The sequence below is a fragment of the Brenneria alni genome, assembly GCF_003666245.1.
Classification (GTDB): Bacteria; Pseudomonadota; Gammaproteobacteria; order Enterobacterales; family Enterobacteriaceae; genus Brenneria; species Brenneria alni.
The window spans coordinates 1-21393 of record NZ_MJLZ01000011.1; the positions used below are offsets into that span (position 1 = coordinate 1).

A 21393-nucleotide genomic window follows, 5' to 3' on the forward strand; every position below is an offset into this window, starting at 1 on the left:
AAAAAGCAGTTGGTGATTGACGCGTTAGAGATGGCAATAAAACAGCGCAGACCGACGGGGAAGGTCATCGTGCATTCGGACAGAGGGAGCCAGTATGCCAGCCATCGGTATCGTGAGATATTGAAAAACAATGAGTTAGTCTGCTCAATGAGCGGAAAAGGTTGCTGTTGCGACAATGCGGTCATGGAAAACTTCTATCACACGCTGAAAACGGAGCTGATGCAAGGTAAAGCGTTTAGCAGCAGAGAGCAGGAAATGAACGCTCTGTTTGATTATATTGAGGTGTTTTACAATCGCCGTCGCAGGCACTCAACATTGGGTTATCAAACGCCGGTGCATTATGAAATGGCAGCGTAATTAGGTGGGCATAATTTCGGGGAAAGATCACTCCGTCATCGAACCAACTTGACCCCAAATCTGACCACCATTTTTTCCCGATGCGGAGGGTAAACTGAAAATGCATCGGGAAGACTTTTCACGCTAACCTGTTGAATCTGAATTACATAGGGATTCGCAAAGCGGCATGAAAACAAGAATCTGGCTCCTCTGACTGGATGCGATGTCTTGCCTATCTTATTGAATCTAAAATATTTTAATTTCAATATCTAAAGTGAGGCCCTCAATAAAGCCCCAAATGCTTTTGCTGATTAAAAATGCGATATTTGTCATATTCTTGACTGTTGTTCTGTCTATCAATAGACATGACTAATCTCCTCAGGGGACATAATTAGCATGTCGGAAGATCTCTAAAAGTGGATAGTTGTTTTGGCGGGATCGGTAGCTATCAACTTCGTTGACAGCTACCGTCTAAAGCGCACCGTTATCTGATGGATAAGGTCTGAGTGAAAAATAATGTGCCGCAAGGGAATGCGGCTTTAGCCTATACCGGGGCCGACAGAATGAGTGATATTTCAGGAGATATTAATTTTCCTGCGGATATTCCGGGTATCAGATACCCGGAATATCCGCAGACTGCGGGTGCGGGCGGCAAAGAGCCCGCACGACCCGCAAACGGTATATCTACACTGGCATTGTAGTAGTGTAGCAGGTGACGAAAAAATCAGGGTTCAATGCAGACACTACAGTCTAAAAAAGGAATTTTAACAGAAGAAAGTTCCAGAGAGTTTTCTTCTGTTAAAAGAAATTTCCAGAGTCACTGTTTTTAATTATGGCCTAAGGTCTTCTTAAAATGATAAGTTGCAAACCAAAACCGATAAAAAAAAGAGAAGAAACTCTGCTCACTATCTTACCTGAGTTTTGGTGTCTTGCGAAAAATCCAGAAATATAACTTGAACAGAATATTAACAGTAATTCTATCAGTACTTTAACAAGTACAACTAATATGCCAAGAATGAACATCTGGATCTGCGGATGTGCATCATCACTCTGTACAAACATAGGTAAAAAGGCCATAAAAAAGAGGGCTGCTTTAGGATTTGAAATATTAACTAAAAAACCACTGGCAAAACTTTTTAAGCGTCCCTCTTTGATTTGCGCAGGGATCAATAAAGCCTGTGAACTAAAAAATAATTTTATACCGAGCCATATCAAATATGCAGCACCTGTATATTTGATAAGTGTGAACATTGTCTGGGAGGCGAAAATAATGGCAGAGAGTCCAATTGCAACAGCACTGACGTGTGTCAGCGCCGCAGTCCATAGACCGACCGCCCCCCAAAAAGCAGACAATCTTCCGGAACGACTGGATTTTGATAAAATGAACAAAAGATCAGGACCCGGTGTAATATTTATCAGCAATACAGCAGAAAGAAAAGCAAACCAGTACTCTATAGTCACAATTGTCACCTTTTATCTTTGCCTTAAACAGACATTCTTATAACATACCGCCCGATGTAAAATGGCGCAACTGAAATTATTTCATGTATTTCTCTTGTCCTGAAACTGCGCTACCAAAATTAAGTTTATAATGGCTGGCTTCATGCCTGACCTCTTTGGCTGCATCAATTATAGTGTCATAATCAACGGGGCAATATTTTTCAATATATTCTCTGGATATTTCATCAACATTAAACGGCCAGTCATTTTCTGAAAACTTTAATCCATCAGAAATCATTCTTTTCCCATAATAGTTTTGTGGAGTAGGTAATATGGGTTGTATTTCTATATCACTGATTATTCCTTCTTGTATTATTTTTTTAATCCACTCAATAGTTTCCCTTAACGTTGATTCCGTCTCAAACTCAGTCCCAAGAACGAATGAGCCATAGACATAGATACCTGTTTTTTTGAGTTTTCGCAGCGCTGCATAATTTACATCAACAGAATCTCGCTTACCTTTCATCATTTTTAACGTATGATTAGATCCTGATTCAAGACCAATATTCATCTTAAAAACGTTGAGTTTTTTAAGTGTACTCACCAGTTCTTCATTTCTGACGATATCAAGGGCCTGACCATAAATGAAAAAGTAAGGATCAAAACCAAGGTCGTAAGGTCTGAAATTAACCAGTTTTCTCATATAAGAGGCAAAGCTTGTAAGACTATCGCAGACTTCATAAAATAATTCAGCATGTATTTGCTGATTTGCTAATTTCACTTCTTCCCAAAACCGGTGTGGACTGGAAAATGAAATGTCCAGCAGCATATCACAATGCTTACATTTTATTTTCTCATTGGCACGACTACATCCTCTCACCCGATTCATTGTGGTTATACCAGATGGTAATGCACCATGATGCAAATGTCCGAATGACTTTTTATAATTATTTAAAGCTGTTGACCAGATGCCCTCAGAATATAGCAGGCGGTTTGTTGCAGGAAAAATATCTAAAGCATTATCTCTGTCCCGGTCACCGAGTAATTCATGGTTAAGTATGCCAAGTTTATGTTTGTCCGTATCATAATTGAAACCTGTAATATCACCATTTGCATTTCGCCATGTCAAGGACGGTATATCAGAAAAATTACAGTCATCATATGCAAGTTTTCGTATTAGTTTTTCTAACGGGTATTCTCCATATTCTGCACCTAACACAAAATCAACTTCTTTTCGATATTGCAGTATTTTATATGATAACTGAGAGGCTTGGTCATTTCCGAAAGTTGTATATGCACCAATTTTTTTTGCCTCTGAAGCAATACGAAGGGCTGGAGCATAAGTTGGTGCAAGAACACTAATCCCAACAAACCACGGCTTAAGCCGTTTTATGTCTGATAAGATTTCTTCCTCTCCTACGATCCCACCATCACTACATATGACTTCAAATTCAGGAATCCTTTTTTTTAACCATGTCCCAAGAACTAACATATTGAGAGCAGGGAAGCACTGCTCATTTGCAATTTTTGACATTGTTGGATCATTCGGAGCATTAACTAAATAAATAATCATTGTGTTAAGACCTTTCTTTTACCTTAGTAATAAATCTTACAATGTTTATAGAATACTCCCACTATCCAGCAGTGCTGGTATATGAAATGACTTTTTGATATAAAACAACAAAATGGTTAAATGGATGACTGTGAGTTTTTTCTGTATATGGATAGTGATAATGTAAAACGTTTATTTGCAGTAATATCTGTCAGCAATACTTAGCAAATCCAATAATACCATATAAAACATAATGAAAAAATCTCATTATAGTTTATGCTTTATTGGTTTCCCGACTGAAATATTATTGTAATCATGCGCAGTATTCACCTGAGATAATGGACGGGCAGGTAAAGGACAATATATTTTTCTTTATGGTAACTATTCTGAACAGAGCTCCATAACAGTGTATATATAACGATACTTGATGAGATCCCATCACTGATTTTTGTCATGAAAAACTGACACGCCATGAGCAGTCATTTTCATGCTTACTATGGGCGTCACTGATGGACGTCAGACCCTGCTTCCATCGGCGACGCCCACGGATGACGCCCATGAACCGGTTGCCCGCATCCCGCGTGCATGCTCGTTATCCGCGATTTCAGATACCCGCCGACCCGTGGTCGTCTGGTATCTGAAACGCCCGAATGGCGGGCAACAGTATGTGCCATTACGCTCGGGCTGGACGCCCTCACTGCCTGTCACATGGGGGTAATGACTCCGCTGAACGCTGCGTCAAAACCCCCAGGGTCAAAGGCGGCACACCGTCGCGCCACGCTACCGGCTTTTGGCCGGAGACTTAGCCGCGACGGTGTGCGGGGCGATGCCCCCCAAATAAACCGCTGTCGTGGGCGACAGCTTTTCGCTCGCTGGGGCGGCGAAATTTATTCGGCTCCCCCCGGCTGGCTAAATCCGCGTGGGCGCGGCTGTTTGCCGGTGAGGCGCGGTGCCTGAACTATTTTCGCTCCTTAACCCGCGAAATTAGTTCTGTCCGCCGCCTCATTTTTACGGCCCCATTTCTTCGCTCCTTAATTCGCGAAAAATGTGCTGGGCCGTAAAAACCTGAAAACCGCCACGCCTTAAGCCGGACTCGGCTGAAATATTCCGCTGTCGTTTGAGAGCTGAGAATAAAATAATAGCAGGGGTTAATATTGGCTCTCGCGGATTTCCCTGATGATGTCGGAATAACACTGACGACTTTCTTTAATGCTGGTTTCATCCAGCGTAAATCCTCGCCGGTTAGCTTCCTCTGTCAGCGTTATTCTGTCGGTGGCGTTCAGCGTTTGCAGCAACTGCAATAACCGGCAGAAAACCGTGCTTGTTCTTTTTGACGATGTTAAAGAATGCACGTTCGGCCGAATGGCATTCATTGCCGCCGCCGTTACCGTACATGCATAACACTACTTCACAGGCGTCAGCGGCCATGACGGAGGTTGAATATGACGCCATAATGCAGAGCAATAATGCGGAGGATATTGCTTTTTTCATTTCGGTCACCTTCATATTCAAACGAGGGTTGCGTAATTCGATAAGTTATTTATTGATGTCCTTTGAAGGATTTATCGGAGGGTTTGATCTTGCGGATAGCGGTATCGGTTAATGCCATAGCGGGGGCTCCATTTTCTCAACGAACCGTGAGGCCCCCGATTAAGCCCCCAAAAACTATGGATATCAAGAAACCCGGTAGTCCTTCTCAGGATAACCGGGTAAAGATAACTTCTTGTTTTTTAAACGCTTCAGGACTTATAGGAACGTCATGAAACTAAAATCTGGCTCCTCTGACTGGACTCGAACCAGTGACATACGGATTAACAGTCCGCCGTTCTACCGACTGAACTACAGAGGAATCGTGTGAACGGGGCGCATCATATCTGGCGCCTGCTGTACTGTCAACGGCAAAATCGGGGTTATCGTTTGACTGTTTAGGCTGTGTACAATTCTTTATTTGTCACGGGTTAATAAATAGCAGGCGCACGATAGTTCGTACTGTTTTGCCAGGTTTTGAGACGGGTCAACGGGTCCTGACGATAGAATCCTTTAAAGCACTGGTACAACACAGGAAATCGTTCAGTCAATAATTCTGGTGCACTGAAGAAATACTCGGAAAGTACAGCAAAGCATTCGGCTGGGTCGTGGGCGGCATAAGGATCCATGCTGGCGGCTTCCTGGCCCACTAAATCAATTTCCTCCTGTAGCGCCTCCATCGCGGCATGTAAATGCTGCTCCCACATGGCGATATCGCGCAGGGCAATAGGTGGAACGCCGGTAGCGATGCCGCCGCTGCGAGTATCCAGCTTGTGGGCGACTTCATGAATCACAAGATTAAACCCGGACAGATCGAATGAATCTTGTACTTCTTGCCAGTTAAGGATAATGGGCCCTTGGTCCCAGCTTTGTCCTGACTGGACAATTTTACCGGTATGCACCAGCCCGATATCGTCCTGCCATTCCTCATCCACAATGAAAGGACCCGGATAGATCAGCACTTCGTGGAAGCCGTCCAGACACTCGATACCCAGTTCCAGCACCGGCAAAGAAAATAATAGCGCAATGCGTTGTTGCATGATTTCAGTTAACACCAGTCCCTGTAACGGAATAAGGCGTTTTAGCTTCAGGAATTGACCCGCTACATTAATCAGGCGCTGCCGTTCCGCGTCGCTTAAAGGGGCGAGAAGGGGGATAGACATCGCAGGCTGCCAGCGATCAAGCGTTTCCGCCCGACGCTCATTTGTTTTCCACGGCCACTTAATCATTGCTGTTGCTCGCTAAGTCATCACTTGAATTTAAAGGCGAGAGCTAATGCTGTTAAAATGCCGCAAAAGTGGGCATCATATCAACCGTTTAAACGGAGAGGTGCCGGAGCGGCTGAACGGGACAGTCTCGAAAACTGTTGAAGGGGTAACCCTTCCGAGGGTTCAAATCCCTCTCTCTCCGCCACTATTCAATCAGTTGCGTTATATAACTTCCGCGATACTTATCACACTTGGTATATCTCCTATACGAGATTTATAGCGCAATTTATCCTCATTGATGAAAAATAAGTCCAGCGTCGTGCGGGATTTTTCGTTTCTGGGCCTCAGTAATCGCCAGTTTTTTTGATTGCGGCGCAATCATAATAAGAAAGCCCTACGGTCAGGGCTTTCAGGAAATTCATAGTTATTTTTCAGGAATAAAGTAATCGTTGTTATCTATGATAGGGATATATGCTCTCACCCACTCATTTCCTTCTATCATTTCCCAGCTATGCCCGTCGCCTAGGGTATCTTCCGCAAGAAGCACGGTTCCTGGGGAAATGATGAATGTAGAGCCATCGCTTACTTTGAATTTCAGTGTTCCTCTTAATGTGATGACATACTGTTTTCTTGGCGCAGGATGAATGCTCTTCTCCCAATCTTCAGTGGAGTTGTTGAGCCAGAATTTTTGTGCAGGGAGCTTTTCTAACGCCGGAATACTTCCTTTTAAAAAAGCAGAGTGGTTGCCTGGGGTATTGATTAGCTTAATTGCAGGTATTCGAGAGTCATCGTTTTTTGTTGCTTTCAATGGTTCACAATATCCTGCCATTGAGATGGATAAACTGGCAATCGCCAAGAGAAGTAATTTTGCTTTTTTCATTAACACAAACCCATGTAATATGTTGTTATTTAACAACTAATGACTAAATTTCGGTGTTTTCTACAACACCTGAAACGCGTTTTATGCCGTGGATACATTACGTCAACCGCTTGCTGATGCGCCAAATGTTTGCTCCACTTGCATCAATCGGCGCTGTCTGAAGGCTAAATTTGAGTGTTTACCTAAAGGTAAATTTGTCAGATTACGCCATCTGTACTAATTTGATAACTAATCATCACGTTAGGGAGGCTGATATGGGATTTTGGCGAATCGTATTTACTATTCTTCTGCCGCCGCTGGGCGTGTTGCTGGGGAAAGGGATAGGTTGGGCGTTTATCCTCAATATTGTACTGACCTTGCTGGGGTATTTCCCAGGTTTGATTCATGCGTTCTGGGTTCAGACGAAAACTGACGGCATCTGAGTGAAAACGACGATTTGAAGAACACCACCACGCTGAATGATAAACGGCAGCGTGGATCGCAGTATTACCACAAGCGGATGGCGTCATCCGCTTTCTTCTGTATTTCTACCAGAGATAACGCGTTTGACTCTGTTCAATATACGAGCATAAATGTTATCCTGATCACATATTACCGCCATCATAAATCAGTATTGCAAACACCTTAAAACCGCCTGTTTCATCATTGATTTTTGTCCTTATCGTTGGTGGCGATCAGAGTTTTGCTTTTTCATATGTTAAACATTATAACCGTACAGTATGTACAGGTATCCGCACCTTGCCATTCTATTAATTAAAAATGTGGATGTAGCAGTGATTTTTGTCGTATTCGGGGAATCAAGATGGTCGATGTGCTTATCAAAGCCTTCTCGTTTGTTTTTGTCATTATTATCGGATATCTGTTGAAACAGCATGGCGTATTACAACGTTCCGATAGTCTTGCTCTATCAAAGATTATGATGAATATTACGTTGCCAGCGGCAGTAATCACCGGGTTTGCCAGCTTTAAGGTTGATAATTCATTGCTGATCCTGGTTGCACTGGGGTTGGGGTGTAATCTTTTACTGATGGGGGCAGGGTATTGGATTGCCCGGAAAGGCCCGGATGAGATGAAAGCCTTTTATATGATCAATTCGCCTGGCTATAACATCGGTTGTTTTACCTTGCCTTATGTCCAGAGTTTTCTTGGGCCGGTGGGTATTGTCGCTACCTGCCTGTTTGATGCCGGGAACTCCGTTATTTGTACCGGCGGCAGCTACGTTGCGGCCTCGAATGCCACAGGCCGCAGCGCCGGTCTGAAAAGCACCTTTAAGCGGCTATTTTCCTCCGTCCCGTTTGATGTTTATATGCTGCTGTTGATCGCGGCGCTGTGTGGCCTGCACCTTCCCAGCCAGATAACCTTGATTACCGCCACCATTGGCAATGCCAACCCGTTTCTTGCCATGCTGATTATTGGCATGATGCTGGAAATCAATATTAACCGGGCGGCATTAGCGAATGTCGTCAAAGTGCTGTTTCTTCGCTACAGCGTTGCCGCCTTATTTGCCATTTTATTTTATTATTTTACGCCGTTGCCGCTGGAAATCCGTCAGGTGCTTGCGGTCGTGGTTTTTTCGCCGCTATCGTCACTGGCGCCTTTATTTACCTCAAAATTCAGTGGGGCGTTTGCATCGGTCTCCAGTTTTGCCAATTCATTATCGGTCATCATCAGTATCACTATCATGACGACGTTGTTGACATTGATGCAGCCATAAGAATTGCCATAATGAAATAGTCATCAGTTAATAACGTTTTTAAGGAGTTTCAATGCTTGATACCCATTTCGCCCGACTGCCCAAGCCTCCGTATTTTGCGGTTATTTTTTCATCACAACGTACACAAGGCGATGGTGGGTATAACGAGATGTCGAACAGAATGGTCGAATTAGCCATGCAGCAGCCCGGATACCTTGGCGCTGAAAGCGCCCGCGACACGCAAGGATTCGGGATAACTGTCTCTTACTGGGCGTCTCTGGAGGCGATCAAACAGTGGAAAAACCATTCAGAGCATCGCATCGCTCAGGAGTTCGGTATTTCGGACTGGTACAAACATTATGAACTGCGTATTTCCGAAGTGAAATACGCCTATGGCAAAAGAAACGGATAATCAATGTTTGCCAGTATCCTGGTTCGGTGCTTTAACCACCCGGTTACGACCTTGTTGTTTGGCCTGATACAATGCGATATCGGCACGGTTAATCAGCGTTTCCAGCGTTTCATCCTCTTTGCATTCGGCAACGCCACAACTGATGGTGATATGGATAAGCTCATTTTGGTAACGTACTTCCGTCATTTCAATGCATTGGCGCAACGCATCAGCGCGTTGTATGGCGTTGTCGATATTGCAGTCATCCAGCAAGATCACAAATTCTTCGCCTCCCCAACGGCATAATCTATCGTTACGACGGATTGTCTCTTGCAAAAGTGTGGCGATTTGTTGCAGAACCAAATCACCTACACCATGACCGTAATGGTCGTTGACCAGTTTGAAATGATCAATATCGATAATCAGAAGGGACAAGGGATTCTGCTGTGAATATTGCCTGGCGCGGATGCGCTTGAATGCGTATTCGAAAGCCTGACGGTTCATCACCCCGGTCAGTTTATCGGTAGTGGCCATTTGTTCCAGGCGGCGTTGGTAGCCGCCAATAGTCACCCACAGCAGGAATAAAAACAGCGTACTGACGGCAAGGCTGACCCCCAGGTTTTTCATCAGCGTGGTAAACAGCCGTTTTTCACTTGGGTGGTTGCTCTGTTCGACCATCAGATACCAGCCAAATTCCGGCAGCAAGCGGGTATTAAGAAATATATGTTTCCCCTGGAGTTCGTATTCATACGCGCCGCCGGGCACTGTCAGAATCGAGGTGGCGAGTGTGGACAGGCCGGGTTGTTGTTGAATTTTCAGCTTTCGTTTGTACGTTGTGCCGTGCAATGTCACATTGCCGGTTTTATCAACAAAGTAAATGGTACGGTTATAACGCTGTTCATATTTTTCAATGAGGTGTCTGACCCGTTCTACCGGAATACCGATGCCGGTTACGCCAATAAAATTACCTTCATAGTCTATGACTTTGTGGTTAATGAAGATATCCATATGGCTATGGTCTTCAGGATTGACATTGATGTTGATGGTATAAGGCATATCATCCGACAGCGCTTTGATTTCCGCGTACCATTGATCAGTCGGTGATTGTTTGGAGAGGGTGGTCTGAATGCTTTGCGGATCGTAATAGTATTTGGTTTTATCCGAGGCAAAAAAAGGAAACAAGGTGTTGAAACGGCGGTCAATCTCACTCAGATAGCGAATCATGGCCTGTGAGTCGTTTTCATTATTGAGTACCCAGTCACGCGCAAAAGTGTTGTGTGCCATCAGCGATGAGATGAAGATGGGTTTCAGAAGATCGTTTTGAATCTCAGAGTAAACATTATCGCTGGTCAAAGGTAAGGTATTTTCTTTTATTTCTGCTTCCAACGATTGTTTTGCAACAATATAGCTGGTCCAGCTAATAATCAGAAACGCGGTGAGCAGCATAACTGCGAATATTACAATGGCCTGCGTTTTATTTAGCCAGCGTGGATTTGTTATCATATCGATCCGCAAGACAGTGCTCCCAGTGTGATCAACTAACGGCGGGCAGATCAAGAATCATCATTCAACACCATGACTGCCAATAAATTCCCTCATTGAAGTTAAGCAGGCAGACAGGGAAACATCAATAAAAAGCCCATATGGCCGTTGACTATTTGATGTAGACGTTGTGGGGTAAATTTAAAAGTAATGGACGAATGCATGATGAAACGAGGATACCCATTAGCGTTAGCAGTGGTAATTAAGTTGGGTTGATAATGACAACGGAATAACGAAAAGATAAGCAGGGGCGCCTAACGTTACTTTTAATCATACACGGATTGATGGAGCATGAAAATTTCAGGTCAGCCAGCGGACTAACCTGAATATTACCGCTAGAGTAAGATATCGGTTATTTAAAAATACGAAAACGTTCTTCGTCAGGAATGTAGGTTTTTTCCCCCGCAGGCTGTTCAATAGAACCAAAAGGCAACTGGGCGCGTAATTTCCAGCCTGTCGGCAATTCCCACTGTTTTTTTACATCATCATCAATCAGCGGATTGTAATGCTGCAATGACGCGCCAATTTTTTCCTGTGCCAATGCAGACCACACGGCAAACTGGGCTATCCCGGTAGAGTGTTCCGACCATACAGGGAAATTATCCGCATACAGAGCAAATTTCTGCTGTAATTCCTCAATCACGTTGGTGTCTTCAAAGAACAGCACCGTCCCTGCGCCAGCCGCAAAGGAGGCAAGTTTTTTCTCCGTTGCTGTAAAAGCATCTTCGGGAACAATTTTTTTCAACTGCTGCTTAACAATATCCCAGAGTTTTTCATGCTGTTCATCAAAGAGAATGACGACACGGGAACTTTGGGAATTAAAGGCGGAGGGGCTGTGCTTAACAGCTTCGGTAACGAGTGACGCAACCTGATCTTCCGAGATCGGCAATGTTTTGCCGATGGCATAGATAGAACGACGGTTCTTGATGGATTGCAGAAAAACATTACTCATGATTTGTTCCTCTTTGCATGATTGCTTATTTCAATACTGTGGCACTGATGTATGCCGCATTCAATACAATAGTGCATTGATTTATACCCGTCATACTTCAAGCTGCATGTGCGTTGGCTTTCCTCACTCACCCCGGTCACTTACAGGTGTAAGCTCCCAGGGATTCGTTGCGTCGCCGCCTTCCTGCAACTCGAATTATTTAGGGTATATCTACTTATATTTACTAATGATAAATGAATTTATTATAACGGCGCAGCCGCCGGTTTGCCCTTCGCGGCAGTGCCGGGGGGCGGTATCAGCCGCCGCAGACCGTACAGACAGGGTTCTTCGGCAGTGTTATTTCGCGGAATTGCATCGTCAGGGCATCGAAAATCAACAGACGCCCTGTAAAGACCTTACCGTAACCGGTCAGTAACTTGATGGCTTCCATTGCCTGCAAACTGCCTATTATACCAACCAGCGGCGCCATCACGCCGGCTTCCACACAGGTGAGCGTGTTTTCGCCAAACAGGCGGCTGAGGCAGTGATAGCAAGGCTCATCGGGTTGGTAGGTGAATACGCTGACCTGACCTTCCATACGAATAGCGGCGCCGGAAATCAGCGGCTTTTTCAAATGAAAGCCAATGCGATTCAGCCGATCGCGGATAGTGAGGTTATCGGTGCAGTCGAGCACTGCATCGTGGTTTTCCACCAGCGTGCATAATGCCTCATCATCCAGACTGGCGTTGACCGTATCGAGTGACAGATGCGGATTGATTTCTGTCAGTGCGATCCGCGCAGATGCGACTTTCGCCATCCCGATGCGGGCGTCGCGATGTAATATCTGGCGCTGTAGATTGGAGAGCGACACCGTGTCAAAGTCGAGTAGTGTCAGATGCCCAACACCCGCTGCCGCCAGATATTGCGCAGCGGCGCAACCCAGCCCGCCAAGCCCGACGACCAGTATGCGGGCGGCTTTCAATTTTTCCTGTCCGTCAAAATCAAAGCCGCGCAGCACAATCTGGCGATTATAACGCAGCGTCTCTTCGTTGCTGAGTTCAGGTAACATGGTTAATTCCCCAGCAGTGCATTAAACGGTTCGATGTCGACCCATTCACCGGCAGCGATATGACCACGTTCAGCCTCCAGCACGATAAAGCAGTTAGCCAGGCTAAAGGAGCTGAATACATGCGAACCCTGATGACCAGTCGTTCTGACCTCCAGTTCGCCTAGTGCGTTACGGCTGAAAATACCGCGCTGGAAATCGGTTCGTCCCGGTGATTTTTTCAGCGCGCTGGTGGTCTTCACCCGGATACGCTCGGGTAGATGCCATTGTGTATGCCCCGATAAACGGGCCAACAGCGGCTGAACCAGTTGATAAAAGGTTAACACTGCGGAAACCGGATTTCCCGGCAGGCCGCAGAACCAGGCATGTTGTAGTTTGCCAAAGGCGAAGGGTTTACCGGGCTTGATGGCCAGCTTCCAGAAATGGATATCGCCCAGTTCCTCCAGCATCTGTTTAGTGTAATCCGCTTCGCCAACGGAAACGCCGCCACTGCTGATAACCAGATCTGCGCTGATGTCAGCCTGATGAAACGCGTCACGTAACGCAGCCGGATCATCACGGACGATCCCCAAATCATTGATCTCACAGCCAAGCTGTTCCAGCATCAAACGCACGGCAAAGCGGTTGGTGTCGTATATCTGCCCGCTTTGTAGCGGTTGGCCGATGGGCTGAAGTTCATCCCCGGTTGAAAAAATGGCGATTTTCAGACGGCGGAACACCTTAACCCGTGCGATCCCCAGCGAAGCCAGCAAAGGGAGTTCCGCTACGCTAAGTTTGCTACCGGCTGGCAGCACGCAAGCGCCTTCGCGGATATCTTCCCCTGGCAGGCGAATATTCTGCCCCGGCTTGACGTCATGAGTGAGGCGAACGCCCGCTTCACTCACCTCGGTATGCTCCTGCATAACAACGGCATCGGCCCCGGCGGGGATCGGGGCGCCGGTCATAATACGGATGCAGCTTCCGGTTGGCCATTCGCTTTCGAAAGGCACTCCGGCGAGGGCCTTGCCTGCTATCGGGAGCGGCGTTGCGGCTGATAAATCCGCAGTGCGGATGGCGTAACCATCCATAGCGGAGTTGGCAAAAGGCGGAACGCTTATCGGGGAGGTAATGGCACTGGCGGTAATGCGGCCCGTCGCCTCATACAGTGAAACGGTTTCTGTTTGCGGTATCGAGCCAAGCTGGGAAAACATGTTTTCCCGCGCTTGTTCGAGAGTCAATAAGCCTGAGTTAATGCCTTTCATCTGTACTCCATGATTAATTCGTCCCCTGTCTGTCTGTCTGTCTGCTGGCAGGCAAAAACACGCATCGTATGCCAATATTATGGCAGAGATCATATGAGGGGAGAATGTCAGTGAGTCAGGGAATACCGCATTTCTGGTCATGATGTTGTAAACGTGCGGATTGGAGAACGTTTGCCGGACGCGTTGTTTATACTGTTTGTTTATGATAATTAACTTAATGTTATAAAAAGAATTTCTCTCAAAGCAACGTTTCAGTTTCTGCTTTACATCCTACTTTTCGCTAAATATAGTCAAAAAGTTGTCATATGTTCTGAAAGATATGCCAGCATCCCGTTTTACATGGAGATTCACAGTTAATGACACAAACACGGCATCGTCATACGCCGCTTTTCACCCCTGAACCGGGGCTTTCTCTGCCGGATGAACGGGTACTGGCGGTACGGGATCTCAGCGTTTATTTTGAACAGCAAAGTCAGCGGACTGATGCGGTGCGTGGTTTAACCTTTTCGGTGGACCGGGGGGAAACGTTGGCGATTGTCGGGGAATCCGGGTCTGGAAAGTCGGTGACGTCACTGGCTTTGATGCGCCTTATCGAGCAGGCCGGTGGTGTTATTCATCAGGGTGATATGCTGTTTCGTCGGCGTAACGGTCAGGTGTTGGATTTAAGCACGGTCGGTCAGTCACTGATGCGTAAATTGCGTGGCGCCGATCTGTCCATGATTTTTCAGGAGCCGATGACATCGCTGAATCCGGTATTTGCGATTGGTGAGCAGATTGCCGAGTCCATTCGTCTGCATCAGGGGATGGATCACCGTGCCGCACGTCGGGAAGCCTTGCATATGCTTGATTTGGTAAGGATACCTGAAGCCCGAAATGTGCTGGATCGTTATCCCCATCAACTCTCTGGCGGTATGCGTCAGCGGGTAATGATTGCGATGGCGCTTTCCTGTAAACCGTCGCTGTTGATTGCTGATGAGCCTACAACGGCATTAGACGTCACCATTCAGGCGCAAATCCTGCAACTTATCCGGGTATTACAGCGGGAAATGAATATGGCGGTGATCTTCATTACCCACGATATGGGGGTGGTGGCCGAGGTTGCCGACAGAGTGCTGGTGATGTATCACGGTGAAAACGTTGAGACGGCAACCGCAACCGAAATCTTCAAGGCGCCGCAGCATCGCTATACGCAAGCGCTACTGGCGGCGGTGCCGACGTTGGGTTCAATGCGGGGACAGGCATTGCCGGTAAAATTTCCGTTGCTGAATCAGGCAGCACAATCGCCCGCCGACAGTGTGCCGCAGAACACTATTCCGGCCAATGCGGCGCCGATTTTGCAGGTGAAAGATCTGGTGACGCGATTCCCTATACGCAGCGGCATTCTGAACAGAATAACGCGTCAGGTTCATGCCGTAGAAAAGGTCAGTTTTGAGTTATACCCAGGGGAAACGCTGTCGCTGGTGGGGGAGTCGGGCTGTGGCAAGTCAACCACCGGGCGATCGTTACTGAGGCTGGTGGCAAGCCAGAGCGGGACGATTACCTTCAACGGACAACAGATTGATCGGCTGGCTGGCCCGGCATTACAGCATTTGCGTCGGGATATTCAGTTTATTTTTCAGGATCCCTATGCATCATTGGATCCCCGCCTGACGGTTGGATTTTCCATTATGGAGCCTTTATTGGTTCACGGAGTGGAAAGCCGTCAAAAAGCGGAGGATCGGGTGGCGTGGTTGCTGGCCCGCGTTGGGCTGGAGCCTGAACATGCCCGGCGTTATCCGCATGAATTTTCCGGCGGGCAGCGTCAGCGTATTTGCATCGCCAGAGCGCTGGCGCTGAATCCCAAAGTGGTGATTGCGGATGAAGCCGTTTCCGCCCTGGATGTGTCCATTCAGGCGCAAATCATCAATTTAATGCTTGATTTGCAACGCGAATTTGGTATCGCTTTTTTGTTTATTTCACATGATATGGCGGTGGTGGAGCGGATCAGTCATCGGGTAGCGGTGATGTATATGGGGCAGATTGTGGAAATTGGCCCGCGCAGCGCGGTGTTTGAACATCCTCAGCATCCCTACACCCGCAAGCTGATGGCGGCCGTGCCGGTTGCCGATCCATCACGCCGCCATCGTGAGCAGGTTTTACTGGTTGATGAAATACCGAGTCCGATTCGGGCAGTTGGTGATGAGCCTACCACCGCGCCTTTAGTGCAGGTTGGCGAGCGGCACTTTGTCGCTCACCACCCGATTGCCGGCGCTTATTGACAGTGAATCACAAGGAGAACGTAACACAATGAATGTTTTCACTTTAAAGCGTAACTGGCTACTCGCTGCGGGTGTCGCTGCGGCGATGGCAACCGCGCCTGTCTGGGCTGCCAAAGATGCGGTTATCGCTGTAGCATCCAATTTCACCACGCTCGACCCTTACGATGCCAATGACTCGTTATCCCAAACCGTTGCCAAGTCGTTCTACCAGGGGCTGTTTGGCTTCGACAAGGATTTGAAGCTGGTCAATGTGCTGGCGGAAAGCTATGAAACAAGCCCGGACGGTCTGGTTTATACCGTGAAGCTGCATCCGGGGGTGAAGTTTCATGATGGTACGGTGTTTAATGCCGAAGCGGTTAAAGTGAATCTGGATCGCGCCAGCAATCCTGAAAACCGCCTGAAGCGTTATAACCTGTTCAAAATGATCGATAAAACGGAAGTGGTCGATGGACAGACGGTAAAAATCACGTTGAAAACACCGTTCTCCGCGTTTATCAATAATCTGGCGCACCCGGCGGCGGTGATGATCTCGCCTGCTGCATTAAAACAATACGGTAAAGAGATTGGTTTCCATCCGGTGGGCACCGGGCCGTATCGCTTTGTTACCTGGAATCAGACCGATTATGTCAAGGTTGAGAAGTTTGCCGGCTACTGGAAATCGGGTCTGCCCAAACTGGATAGCATTACCTGGCGCCCGGTGGTGGATAACAATACGCGTGCGGCGCTTCTGCAAACCGGCGAAGCACACTTTGCGTATCCGATCCCCTTTGAACAGGCCAAAGTGCTGGAGAAAAACGACCAACTGGCGCTGGCTGCCTCACCGTCTATCCTGCATCGCTATATCAGCCTCAATGTGACTCAAAAGCCATTTGATAACCTCAAGGTACGGCAGGCGATTAATTACGCCATTAACAAAGACGCATTGATTAAAGTCGCCTTTTCCGGCTATGCCTCCCCGGCTGAGGGGCCGTTGCCGCCAAGCATCGATTATGCGGTGAAGTACCAGCCGTGGCCTTACGATCCGGCAAAAGCCCGTGAATTGCTGAAAGAAGCCGGTTATCCAAATGGCTTTACCACCACGCTCTGGTCCTCGCATAACCACAGCACGGCGCAGAAAGTGTTGCAGTTCACCCAGCAACAACTGGCGCAGGTTGGCATCAAAGTGCAGGTCACGGCTATGGATGCCGGTCAGCGCGCTGCGGAAGTAGAAGGGAAAGGCGTGAAAGAGACCGGGGTTCGGATGTTCTATACCGGTTGGTCGGCTTCAACCGGGGAAGCTGATTGGGCGCTGTCGCCGCTGTTTGCCACGTCTTCCTGGCCACCAGCGTTGTTTAACACCGCTTTTTACAGCAATCCACAGGTTGATGCCGATCTGGCGGATGCATTAAAGACCACCGACCGGGCGGAAAAACAGCAACTGTACAAAGACGCGCAGGACAAAATCTGGGCTGACGCCCCGTGGGTGTTCCTGGCGACAGAACGCCTGGTTTCGGCCAACAGCAAGAAGCTGACCGGGTTTTACGTAATGCCGGATACCGCCTTTAGTTTTGATGATGCGGATCTGAAAGAATAAGCCAGACGGCAGTAAGCACGGGGCGGTGAGGTTTTAGGCCGCCCCGTATTTTCAGCAAAATTCCACTTAACGGAGAACGAATCACATGTATGTGGAAACTTATTCATGCTGAATTATTTTATTAAACGGTTATTGGGATTGATTCCCACCTTATTGATTGTGATGGTTCTGGTATTCCTGTTTGTTCACCTGTTACCGGGCGATCCGGCGCGTTTAGCCGCCGGACGGGAAGCGGACGCCACGGTGATAGAACTGGTACGCCAGGATTTGGGGTTGGACAAACCGTTGCCGCAGCAATTTTGGCACTTTTTCACCCATGTTCTGCAAGGGGATCTGGGAACCTCAATGGTTTCCAAAAGGCCGGTAACGCAAGAAATTGGCACCCGCTTTATGCCCACCTTCTGGCTGACCGTCAGTAGCATGGTTTGGGCGGTTATTTTCGGTATGGTGATAGGCGTGGTCTCTGCCGTGTGGCGCAATGGCTGGCCCGACAGAATTGGTATGACGCTGGCGGTATCCGGCATTTCCTTTCCGGCGTTTGCCCTCGGTATGTTGCTGATGCAGGTCTTTTCCGTCGAACTGGGCTGGTTACCCACCGTCGGCGCAGACAGTTGGCGCCACTATATTTTGCCCTCCATTACGCTGGGCGCGGCGGTCGCCGCCGTGATGGCCCGTTTTACCCGCGCCTCTTTTGTCGAAGTGATGCAGGAAGATTACATGCGTACCGCACGGGCTAAAGGTGTGCGGGAATCCGTGGTAGTAGTGAAACATGGTTTACGTAATGCGCTGATCCCCGTCGTCACCATGATGGGATTGCAGTTTGGCTTTCTGCTTGGCGGCTCGATTGTGGTCGAGAAAGTGTTTAACTGGCCGGGATTGGGACGGCTATTAGTGGATTCCGTTGAAATGCGCGACTATCCGGTGATTCAGGCGGAAGTCTTGTTGTTTTCTGTGGAATTTATTCTGATCAACCTGTTGGTCGATATGCTGTATGCCGCGATTAACCCATCCATTCGTTATAAATAAGGACAGGGAATGAGAAACTGGCGACGTAAAGCCGTGCTGTCGACTCTGCCGGTAATTAAGGCGCATCAAATTCGTACGCCGTGGAGTGAGTTCTGGCGACGTTTCCGCCGTCAACAGGTGGCGCTACTGGCTGGCGTGTTTGTGGCGCTGCTGATTATTATTGCCCTGCTGGCGCCTTATTTGATTCCCTATGATGCGGAAACGTACTTTGACTATGAGCGATTAAATGAAGGGCCGTCACTGACGCACTGGCTTGGGGTGGATTCTCTGGGGCGGGATATTTTCAGCCGTATCTTACTGGGCGCGAGGATTTCACTGGCCGCAGGCATTTTCTCCGTGCTGGTAGGGATGCTGATCGGCACCTCTCTCGGGCTGCTGGCGGGTTATTATGAAGGCTGGTGGGATCGGATAATCATGCGTGTCTGTGATGTGTTATTTGCATTCCCCGGCATCTTGCTGGCGATTGCGGTGGTGGCCATCATGGGCAGTGGTATGGCGAATGTGATCGTGGCGGTGGCTATTTTCAGTATTCCGGCGTTTGCCCGTTTGGTCAGGGGTAATACGCTGGTGCTGAAACAGCAGACTTATATTGAATCGGCCCGCAGTATCGGCGCGTCTGACTGGACCATCGTCTTCCGGCATATTCTTCCTGGTACGGTGTCCTCTATCGTAGTGTATTTCTCCATGCGTATCGGTATGTCGATCATTACGGCGGCCAGCCTGTCATTTCTGGGGCTGGGGGCACAGCCGCCCACGCCGGAGTGGGGCGCCATGCTCAATGAGGCCCGTTCCGATATGGTGATCGCGCCGCATGTGGCGATTTTTCCGAGTCTGGCGATTTTCCTGACGGTACTGGCATTTAATCTGTTGGGGGATGGCCTGCGTGATGCGCTGGATCCGAAACTGAGAGGCTGAACGCAAAAAGCGCGGCATTAGCCGCGCTTTTTAGTCTAAATATAAGATCAGAACGAGGTGCGTTTGTAGCTGCGGTACTGCGGTTGCCAGAAGTTGTCTGCGATGGCTTTTGTCAGCACCTCGCCGGAGGTGACCATCGCCACGCCTTGCAACTGCGCTGCTTTAGCGACTTCCAGTGCAATGCGCTTTGACACGTCCTGAATATCATCGATATCCGGCAGTAACGCGCCTTCGCCATCGTTTGCCAGCGGTGAGCAGTCTGCCAGTGCCCGGCTGGCGGCCATCAGCATACCGTCAGTGATCCGGTTGGCGCCTGATGCCAGCACGCCTAAACCAATACCTGGGAAGATAAAGGAGTTATTGCACTGGGCAATAGGGTAAACCTTATCCTGATAGCTGACCGGTGCAAACGGGCTGCCGGTGGCAACCAGCGCGGCGCCTTCCGTCCAGCGAATGATGTCTTCCGGGCGAGCTTCCACGCGGGACGTCGGGTTAGACAGCGGCATCACGATGGGACGGGCACAGTGCTTGTGCATCTCACGGATGATTTCTTCAGTGAACAGACCGGGCTGGCCGGATACCCCGATCATGATGGTCGGTTTGGCATTGCGCACCACTTCCAGCAAGGAAATGGCGTCGCTGGCGATCTGCCAGTCAACCAGCAGTTCGCTTTTTTGCACCAGCTTACTTTGGAAGTCGAGCAGGTTCGGCAATTTGTCGGTCAGTAAGCCGAAGCGATCAACCATAAATACCTGGGCGCGGGCTTCATCTTCGCTCAAACCTTCAGATTTCATCTGGGCGATGATTTGTTCCGCGATACCGCAGCCGGCGGAGCCAGCGCCGAGGAAGACCACCGTCTGGTCGCGCAGTTGACTGCCCGCTGCGCGGCTGGCGGCAATCAGGCTGCCCAGCGTAACCGCCGCGGTTCCCTGAATGTCGTCGTTGAAGCTACAGATTTCATCACGGTAGCGGTTCAGCAGCGGGGTGGCGTTTTTCTGTGCGAAATCTTCAAATTGCAACAGCACGTTCGGCCAGCGGCGTTTGACAGCCTGAATGAATTCGTCGACAAATTCGTAATATTCGTCATCGGTAATACGCGGGTGGCGCCAGCCCATATACAGCGGATCGTTCAGTCGCTGCGGGTTGTTGGTGCCGACATCCAGAACGACGGGCAGGGTATACGCCGGGCTGATACCACCACAGGCGGTATACAGCGACAGTTTACCGATGGGGATTCCCATGCCGCCGATCCCCTGATCGCCCAGGCCCAGAATACGTTCGCCATCGGTAACGACGATAACTTTTACATTCTGTTTCGTGGCGTTTTGCAGCATATCGTCGATATGTGCGCGGTTAGGGTAGGCAATAAACAGGCCGCGCGCCCGGCGGTAAATATCGGAAAAGTGTTCGCAGGCTTCGCCAACGGTCGGCGTATAGATGATAGGCATCATCTCGCTGAGGTGCGCATCCAGCAAACGATAGAAAAGGGTTTCATTGGTATCCTGAATATTACGCAGGTATACGTGCTTATCAATGTCGTTTTTAAACTCCTGGTATTGACGCCAGGCTCGTTCGGCCTGTTCTTCAATGGTTTCGACGGCTTCCGGTAATAAACCATGCAGGTTAAAGTCAGTGCGTTCTTCTTCTGTAAAAGCACTACCTTTATTCAACAAGGGAAATTCAAGAAGTATTGGACCAGCGTAAGGGATGTAGAGGGGACGTTTACTTTCGTATTCTAATTCCATGACTTTTTTTACTCTTTGGGTAACAGAAACGAATTCGGGTGATAACAGTAAGATGCTGTGGTGCGGATC

At 48.3% G+C, this 21393-nt stretch carries 21 protein-coding genes, 2 tRNA genes and 1 pseudogene; 12 read left to right on the plus strand and 12 right to left on the minus strand.

Annotated features, from left to right (window positions below; translation table 11 throughout):
- The coding region (locus BIY29_RS06810) for an IS3 family transposase (RefSeq protein WP_147437146.1) at positions 1-357 on the plus strand (357 nt) is incomplete at its 5' end.
- Between the two features lie 485 nt (positions 358-842).
- Positions 843-1037 carry a hypothetical protein gene (locus tag BIY29_RS06815; RefSeq protein ID WP_121574401.1) on the plus strand — a complete coding sequence of 65 codons (195 nt, stop codon included), beginning with the start codon at positions 843-845 and terminating at the stop codon, positions 1035-1037.
- 136 nt (positions 1038-1173) lie between these two features.
- Here the strand turns inward: BIY29_RS06815 and BIY29_RS06820 are convergent, their stop codons facing one another.
- Both BIY29_RS06820 and BIY29_RS06825 read right to left on the minus strand, forming a co-directional pair.
- The gene (locus BIY29_RS06820; RefSeq protein WP_170158894.1) at positions 1174-1797 is read right to left on the minus strand and encodes a LysE family translocator; all 624 of its coding nucleotides are present in this window, start codon (positions 1795-1797) and stop codon (positions 1174-1176) included.
- A gap of 76 nt (positions 1798-1873) precedes the next feature.
- Positions 1874-3349 carry a B12-binding domain-containing radical SAM protein gene (locus tag BIY29_RS06825; protein WP_121574403.1) on the minus strand — a complete coding sequence of 492 codons (1476 nt, stop codon included), beginning with the start codon at positions 3347-3349 and terminating at the stop codon, positions 1874-1876.
- A gap of 466 nt (positions 3350-3815) precedes the next feature.
- Here BIY29_RS06825 and BIY29_RS20180 point away from each other — a divergent pair, with 466 nt between their 5' ends.
- Entirely contained in the window at positions 3816-4046 is a 231-nt protein-coding gene (locus tag BIY29_RS20180; protein WP_170158895.1) for a hypothetical protein, read from the plus strand.
- 430 nt (positions 4047-4476) lie between these two features.
- On the opposite strand, the gene BIY29_RS06835 is transcribed toward BIY29_RS20180, so the two are convergent.
- Positions 4477-4701 (minus strand): hypothetical protein, encoded by a 225-nt coding sequence (locus BIY29_RS06835; protein WP_170158892.1) that lies wholly within the window; start codon positions 4699-4701, stop codon positions 4477-4479.
- A pseudogene (locus BIY29_RS20545) lies at positions 4634-4819 on the minus strand (conjugal transfer protein); the annotation flags it as partial. The gene BIY29_RS06835 and the pseudogene BIY29_RS20545, both read right to left, overlap by 68 nt.
- Here BIY29_RS20545 and BIY29_RS20185 point away from each other — a divergent pair.
- Positions 4755-4931 (plus strand): hypothetical protein, encoded by a 177-nt coding sequence (locus tag BIY29_RS20185; RefSeq protein ID WP_170158893.1) that lies wholly within the window; start codon positions 4755-4757, stop codon positions 4929-4931. The pseudogene BIY29_RS20545 and the gene BIY29_RS20185 overlap by 65 nt on opposite strands.
- Positions 4932-5101: 170 nt before the next feature.
- Here BIY29_RS20185 and BIY29_RS06850 read toward each other — a convergent pair.
- A tRNA-Asn gene (locus BIY29_RS06850) sits at positions 5102-5177 on the minus strand.
- Between the two features lie 109 nt (positions 5178-5286).
- Entirely contained in the window at positions 5287-6084 is a 798-nt protein-coding gene (gene mtfA / locus BIY29_RS06855; RefSeq protein ID WP_121574406.1) for a DgsA anti-repressor MtfA, read from the minus strand.
- 94 nt (positions 6085-6178) lie between these two features.
- Between mtfA and BIY29_RS06860 the strand changes: the two genes are divergently transcribed.
- Positions 6179-6268 (plus strand) — tRNA-Ser (locus tag BIY29_RS06860).
- A gap of 219 nt (positions 6269-6487) precedes the next feature.
- On the opposite strand, the gene BIY29_RS06865 is transcribed toward BIY29_RS06860, so the two are convergent.
- Positions 6488-6943: a cupin domain-containing protein gene (locus BIY29_RS06865; RefSeq protein WP_121574407.1), complete on the minus strand. Its 456-nt coding sequence runs from the start codon at positions 6941-6943 to the stop codon at positions 6488-6490.
- A 254-nt stretch (positions 6944-7197) separates the two neighbouring features.
- Here BIY29_RS06865 and BIY29_RS06870 point away from each other — a divergent pair, with 254 nt between their 5' ends.
- From BIY29_RS06870 to BIY29_RS06880, 3 genes are all read left to right on the plus strand, one after another.
- Positions 7198-7365: a YqaE/Pmp3 family membrane protein gene (locus BIY29_RS06870; RefSeq protein WP_121574408.1), complete on the plus strand. Its 168-nt coding sequence runs from the start codon at positions 7198-7200 to the stop codon at positions 7363-7365.
- Positions 7366-7745: 380 nt separating this feature from the next.
- Positions 7746-8657, plus strand: a complete 912-nt coding sequence (locus tag BIY29_RS06875; protein WP_121574409.1) for an AEC family transporter — start codon at positions 7746-7748, stop codon at positions 8655-8657.
- Positions 8658-8709: 52 nt separating this feature from the next.
- Positions 8710-9048, plus strand: a complete 339-nt coding sequence (locus tag BIY29_RS06880; protein WP_121574410.1) for an antibiotic biosynthesis monooxygenase family protein — start codon at positions 8710-8712, stop codon at positions 9046-9048.
- Here BIY29_RS06880 and BIY29_RS06885 read toward each other — a convergent pair whose 3' ends face one another.
- The 4 genes from BIY29_RS06885 to moeA form a co-directional block, all read right to left on the minus strand.
- Positions 9049-10530 carry a sensor domain-containing diguanylate cyclase gene (locus BIY29_RS06885; RefSeq protein ID WP_121574411.1) on the minus strand — a complete coding sequence of 494 codons (1482 nt, stop codon included), beginning with the start codon at positions 10528-10530 and terminating at the stop codon, positions 9049-9051.
- A 391-nt stretch (positions 10531-10921) separates the two neighbouring features.
- Positions 10922-11521 carry a nitroreductase family protein gene (locus BIY29_RS06890; RefSeq protein WP_121574412.1) on the minus strand — a complete coding sequence of 200 codons (600 nt, stop codon included), beginning with the start codon at positions 11519-11521 and terminating at the stop codon, positions 10922-10924.
- Positions 11522-11816: 295 nt separating this feature from the next.
- A complete protein-coding gene (gene moeB / locus BIY29_RS06895; RefSeq protein ID WP_121574413.1) occupies positions 11817-12569 on the minus strand; it encodes a molybdopterin-synthase adenylyltransferase MoeB in 753 nt (250 codons plus the stop codon).
- A 2-nt stretch (positions 12570-12571) separates the two neighbouring features.
- On the minus strand, positions 12572-13807 hold the full coding sequence (moeA, locus tag BIY29_RS06900) for a molybdopterin molybdotransferase MoeA (RefSeq protein WP_121574414.1): 1236 nt from the start codon (positions 13805-13807) through the stop codon (positions 12572-12574).
- Positions 13808-14163: 356 nt separating this feature from the next.
- On the opposite strand from moeA, the gene gsiA reads away from it, so the two are divergent.
- The 4 genes from gsiA to gsiD all read left to right on the plus strand — a co-directional run bounded on the left by gsiA (position 14164) and on the right by gsiD (position 19579).
- Entirely contained in the window at positions 14164-16065 is a 1902-nt protein-coding gene (gene gsiA, locus BIY29_RS06905) for a glutathione ABC transporter ATP-binding protein GsiA (protein WP_121574415.1), read from the plus strand.
- A gap of 28 nt (positions 16066-16093) precedes the next feature.
- Positions 16094-17638: a glutathione ABC transporter substrate-binding protein GsiB gene (gsiB, locus tag BIY29_RS06910; RefSeq protein ID WP_121574416.1), complete on the plus strand. Its 1545-nt coding sequence runs from the start codon at positions 16094-16096 to the stop codon at positions 17636-17638.
- A gap of 105 nt (positions 17639-17743) precedes the next feature.
- Positions 17744-18664 (plus strand): glutathione ABC transporter permease GsiC, encoded by a 921-nt coding sequence (gsiC, locus tag BIY29_RS06915; RefSeq protein WP_121574417.1) that lies wholly within the window; start codon positions 17744-17746, stop codon positions 18662-18664.
- Positions 18665-18673: 9 nt separating this feature from the next.
- Positions 18674-19579 (plus strand): glutathione ABC transporter permease GsiD, encoded by a 906-nt coding sequence (gene gsiD, locus BIY29_RS06920; RefSeq protein ID WP_121574418.1) that lies wholly within the window; start codon positions 18674-18676, stop codon positions 19577-19579.
- Between the two features lie 47 nt (positions 19580-19626).
- Here the strand turns inward: gsiD and BIY29_RS06925 are convergent, their stop codons facing one another.
- Positions 19627-21324, minus strand: coding sequence for an NAD-dependent malic enzyme (locus BIY29_RS06925; RefSeq protein ID WP_121574419.1), 1698 nt, complete (start codon positions 21322-21324; stop codon positions 19627-19629).
- Positions 21325-21393: the final 69 nt, after the last annotated feature.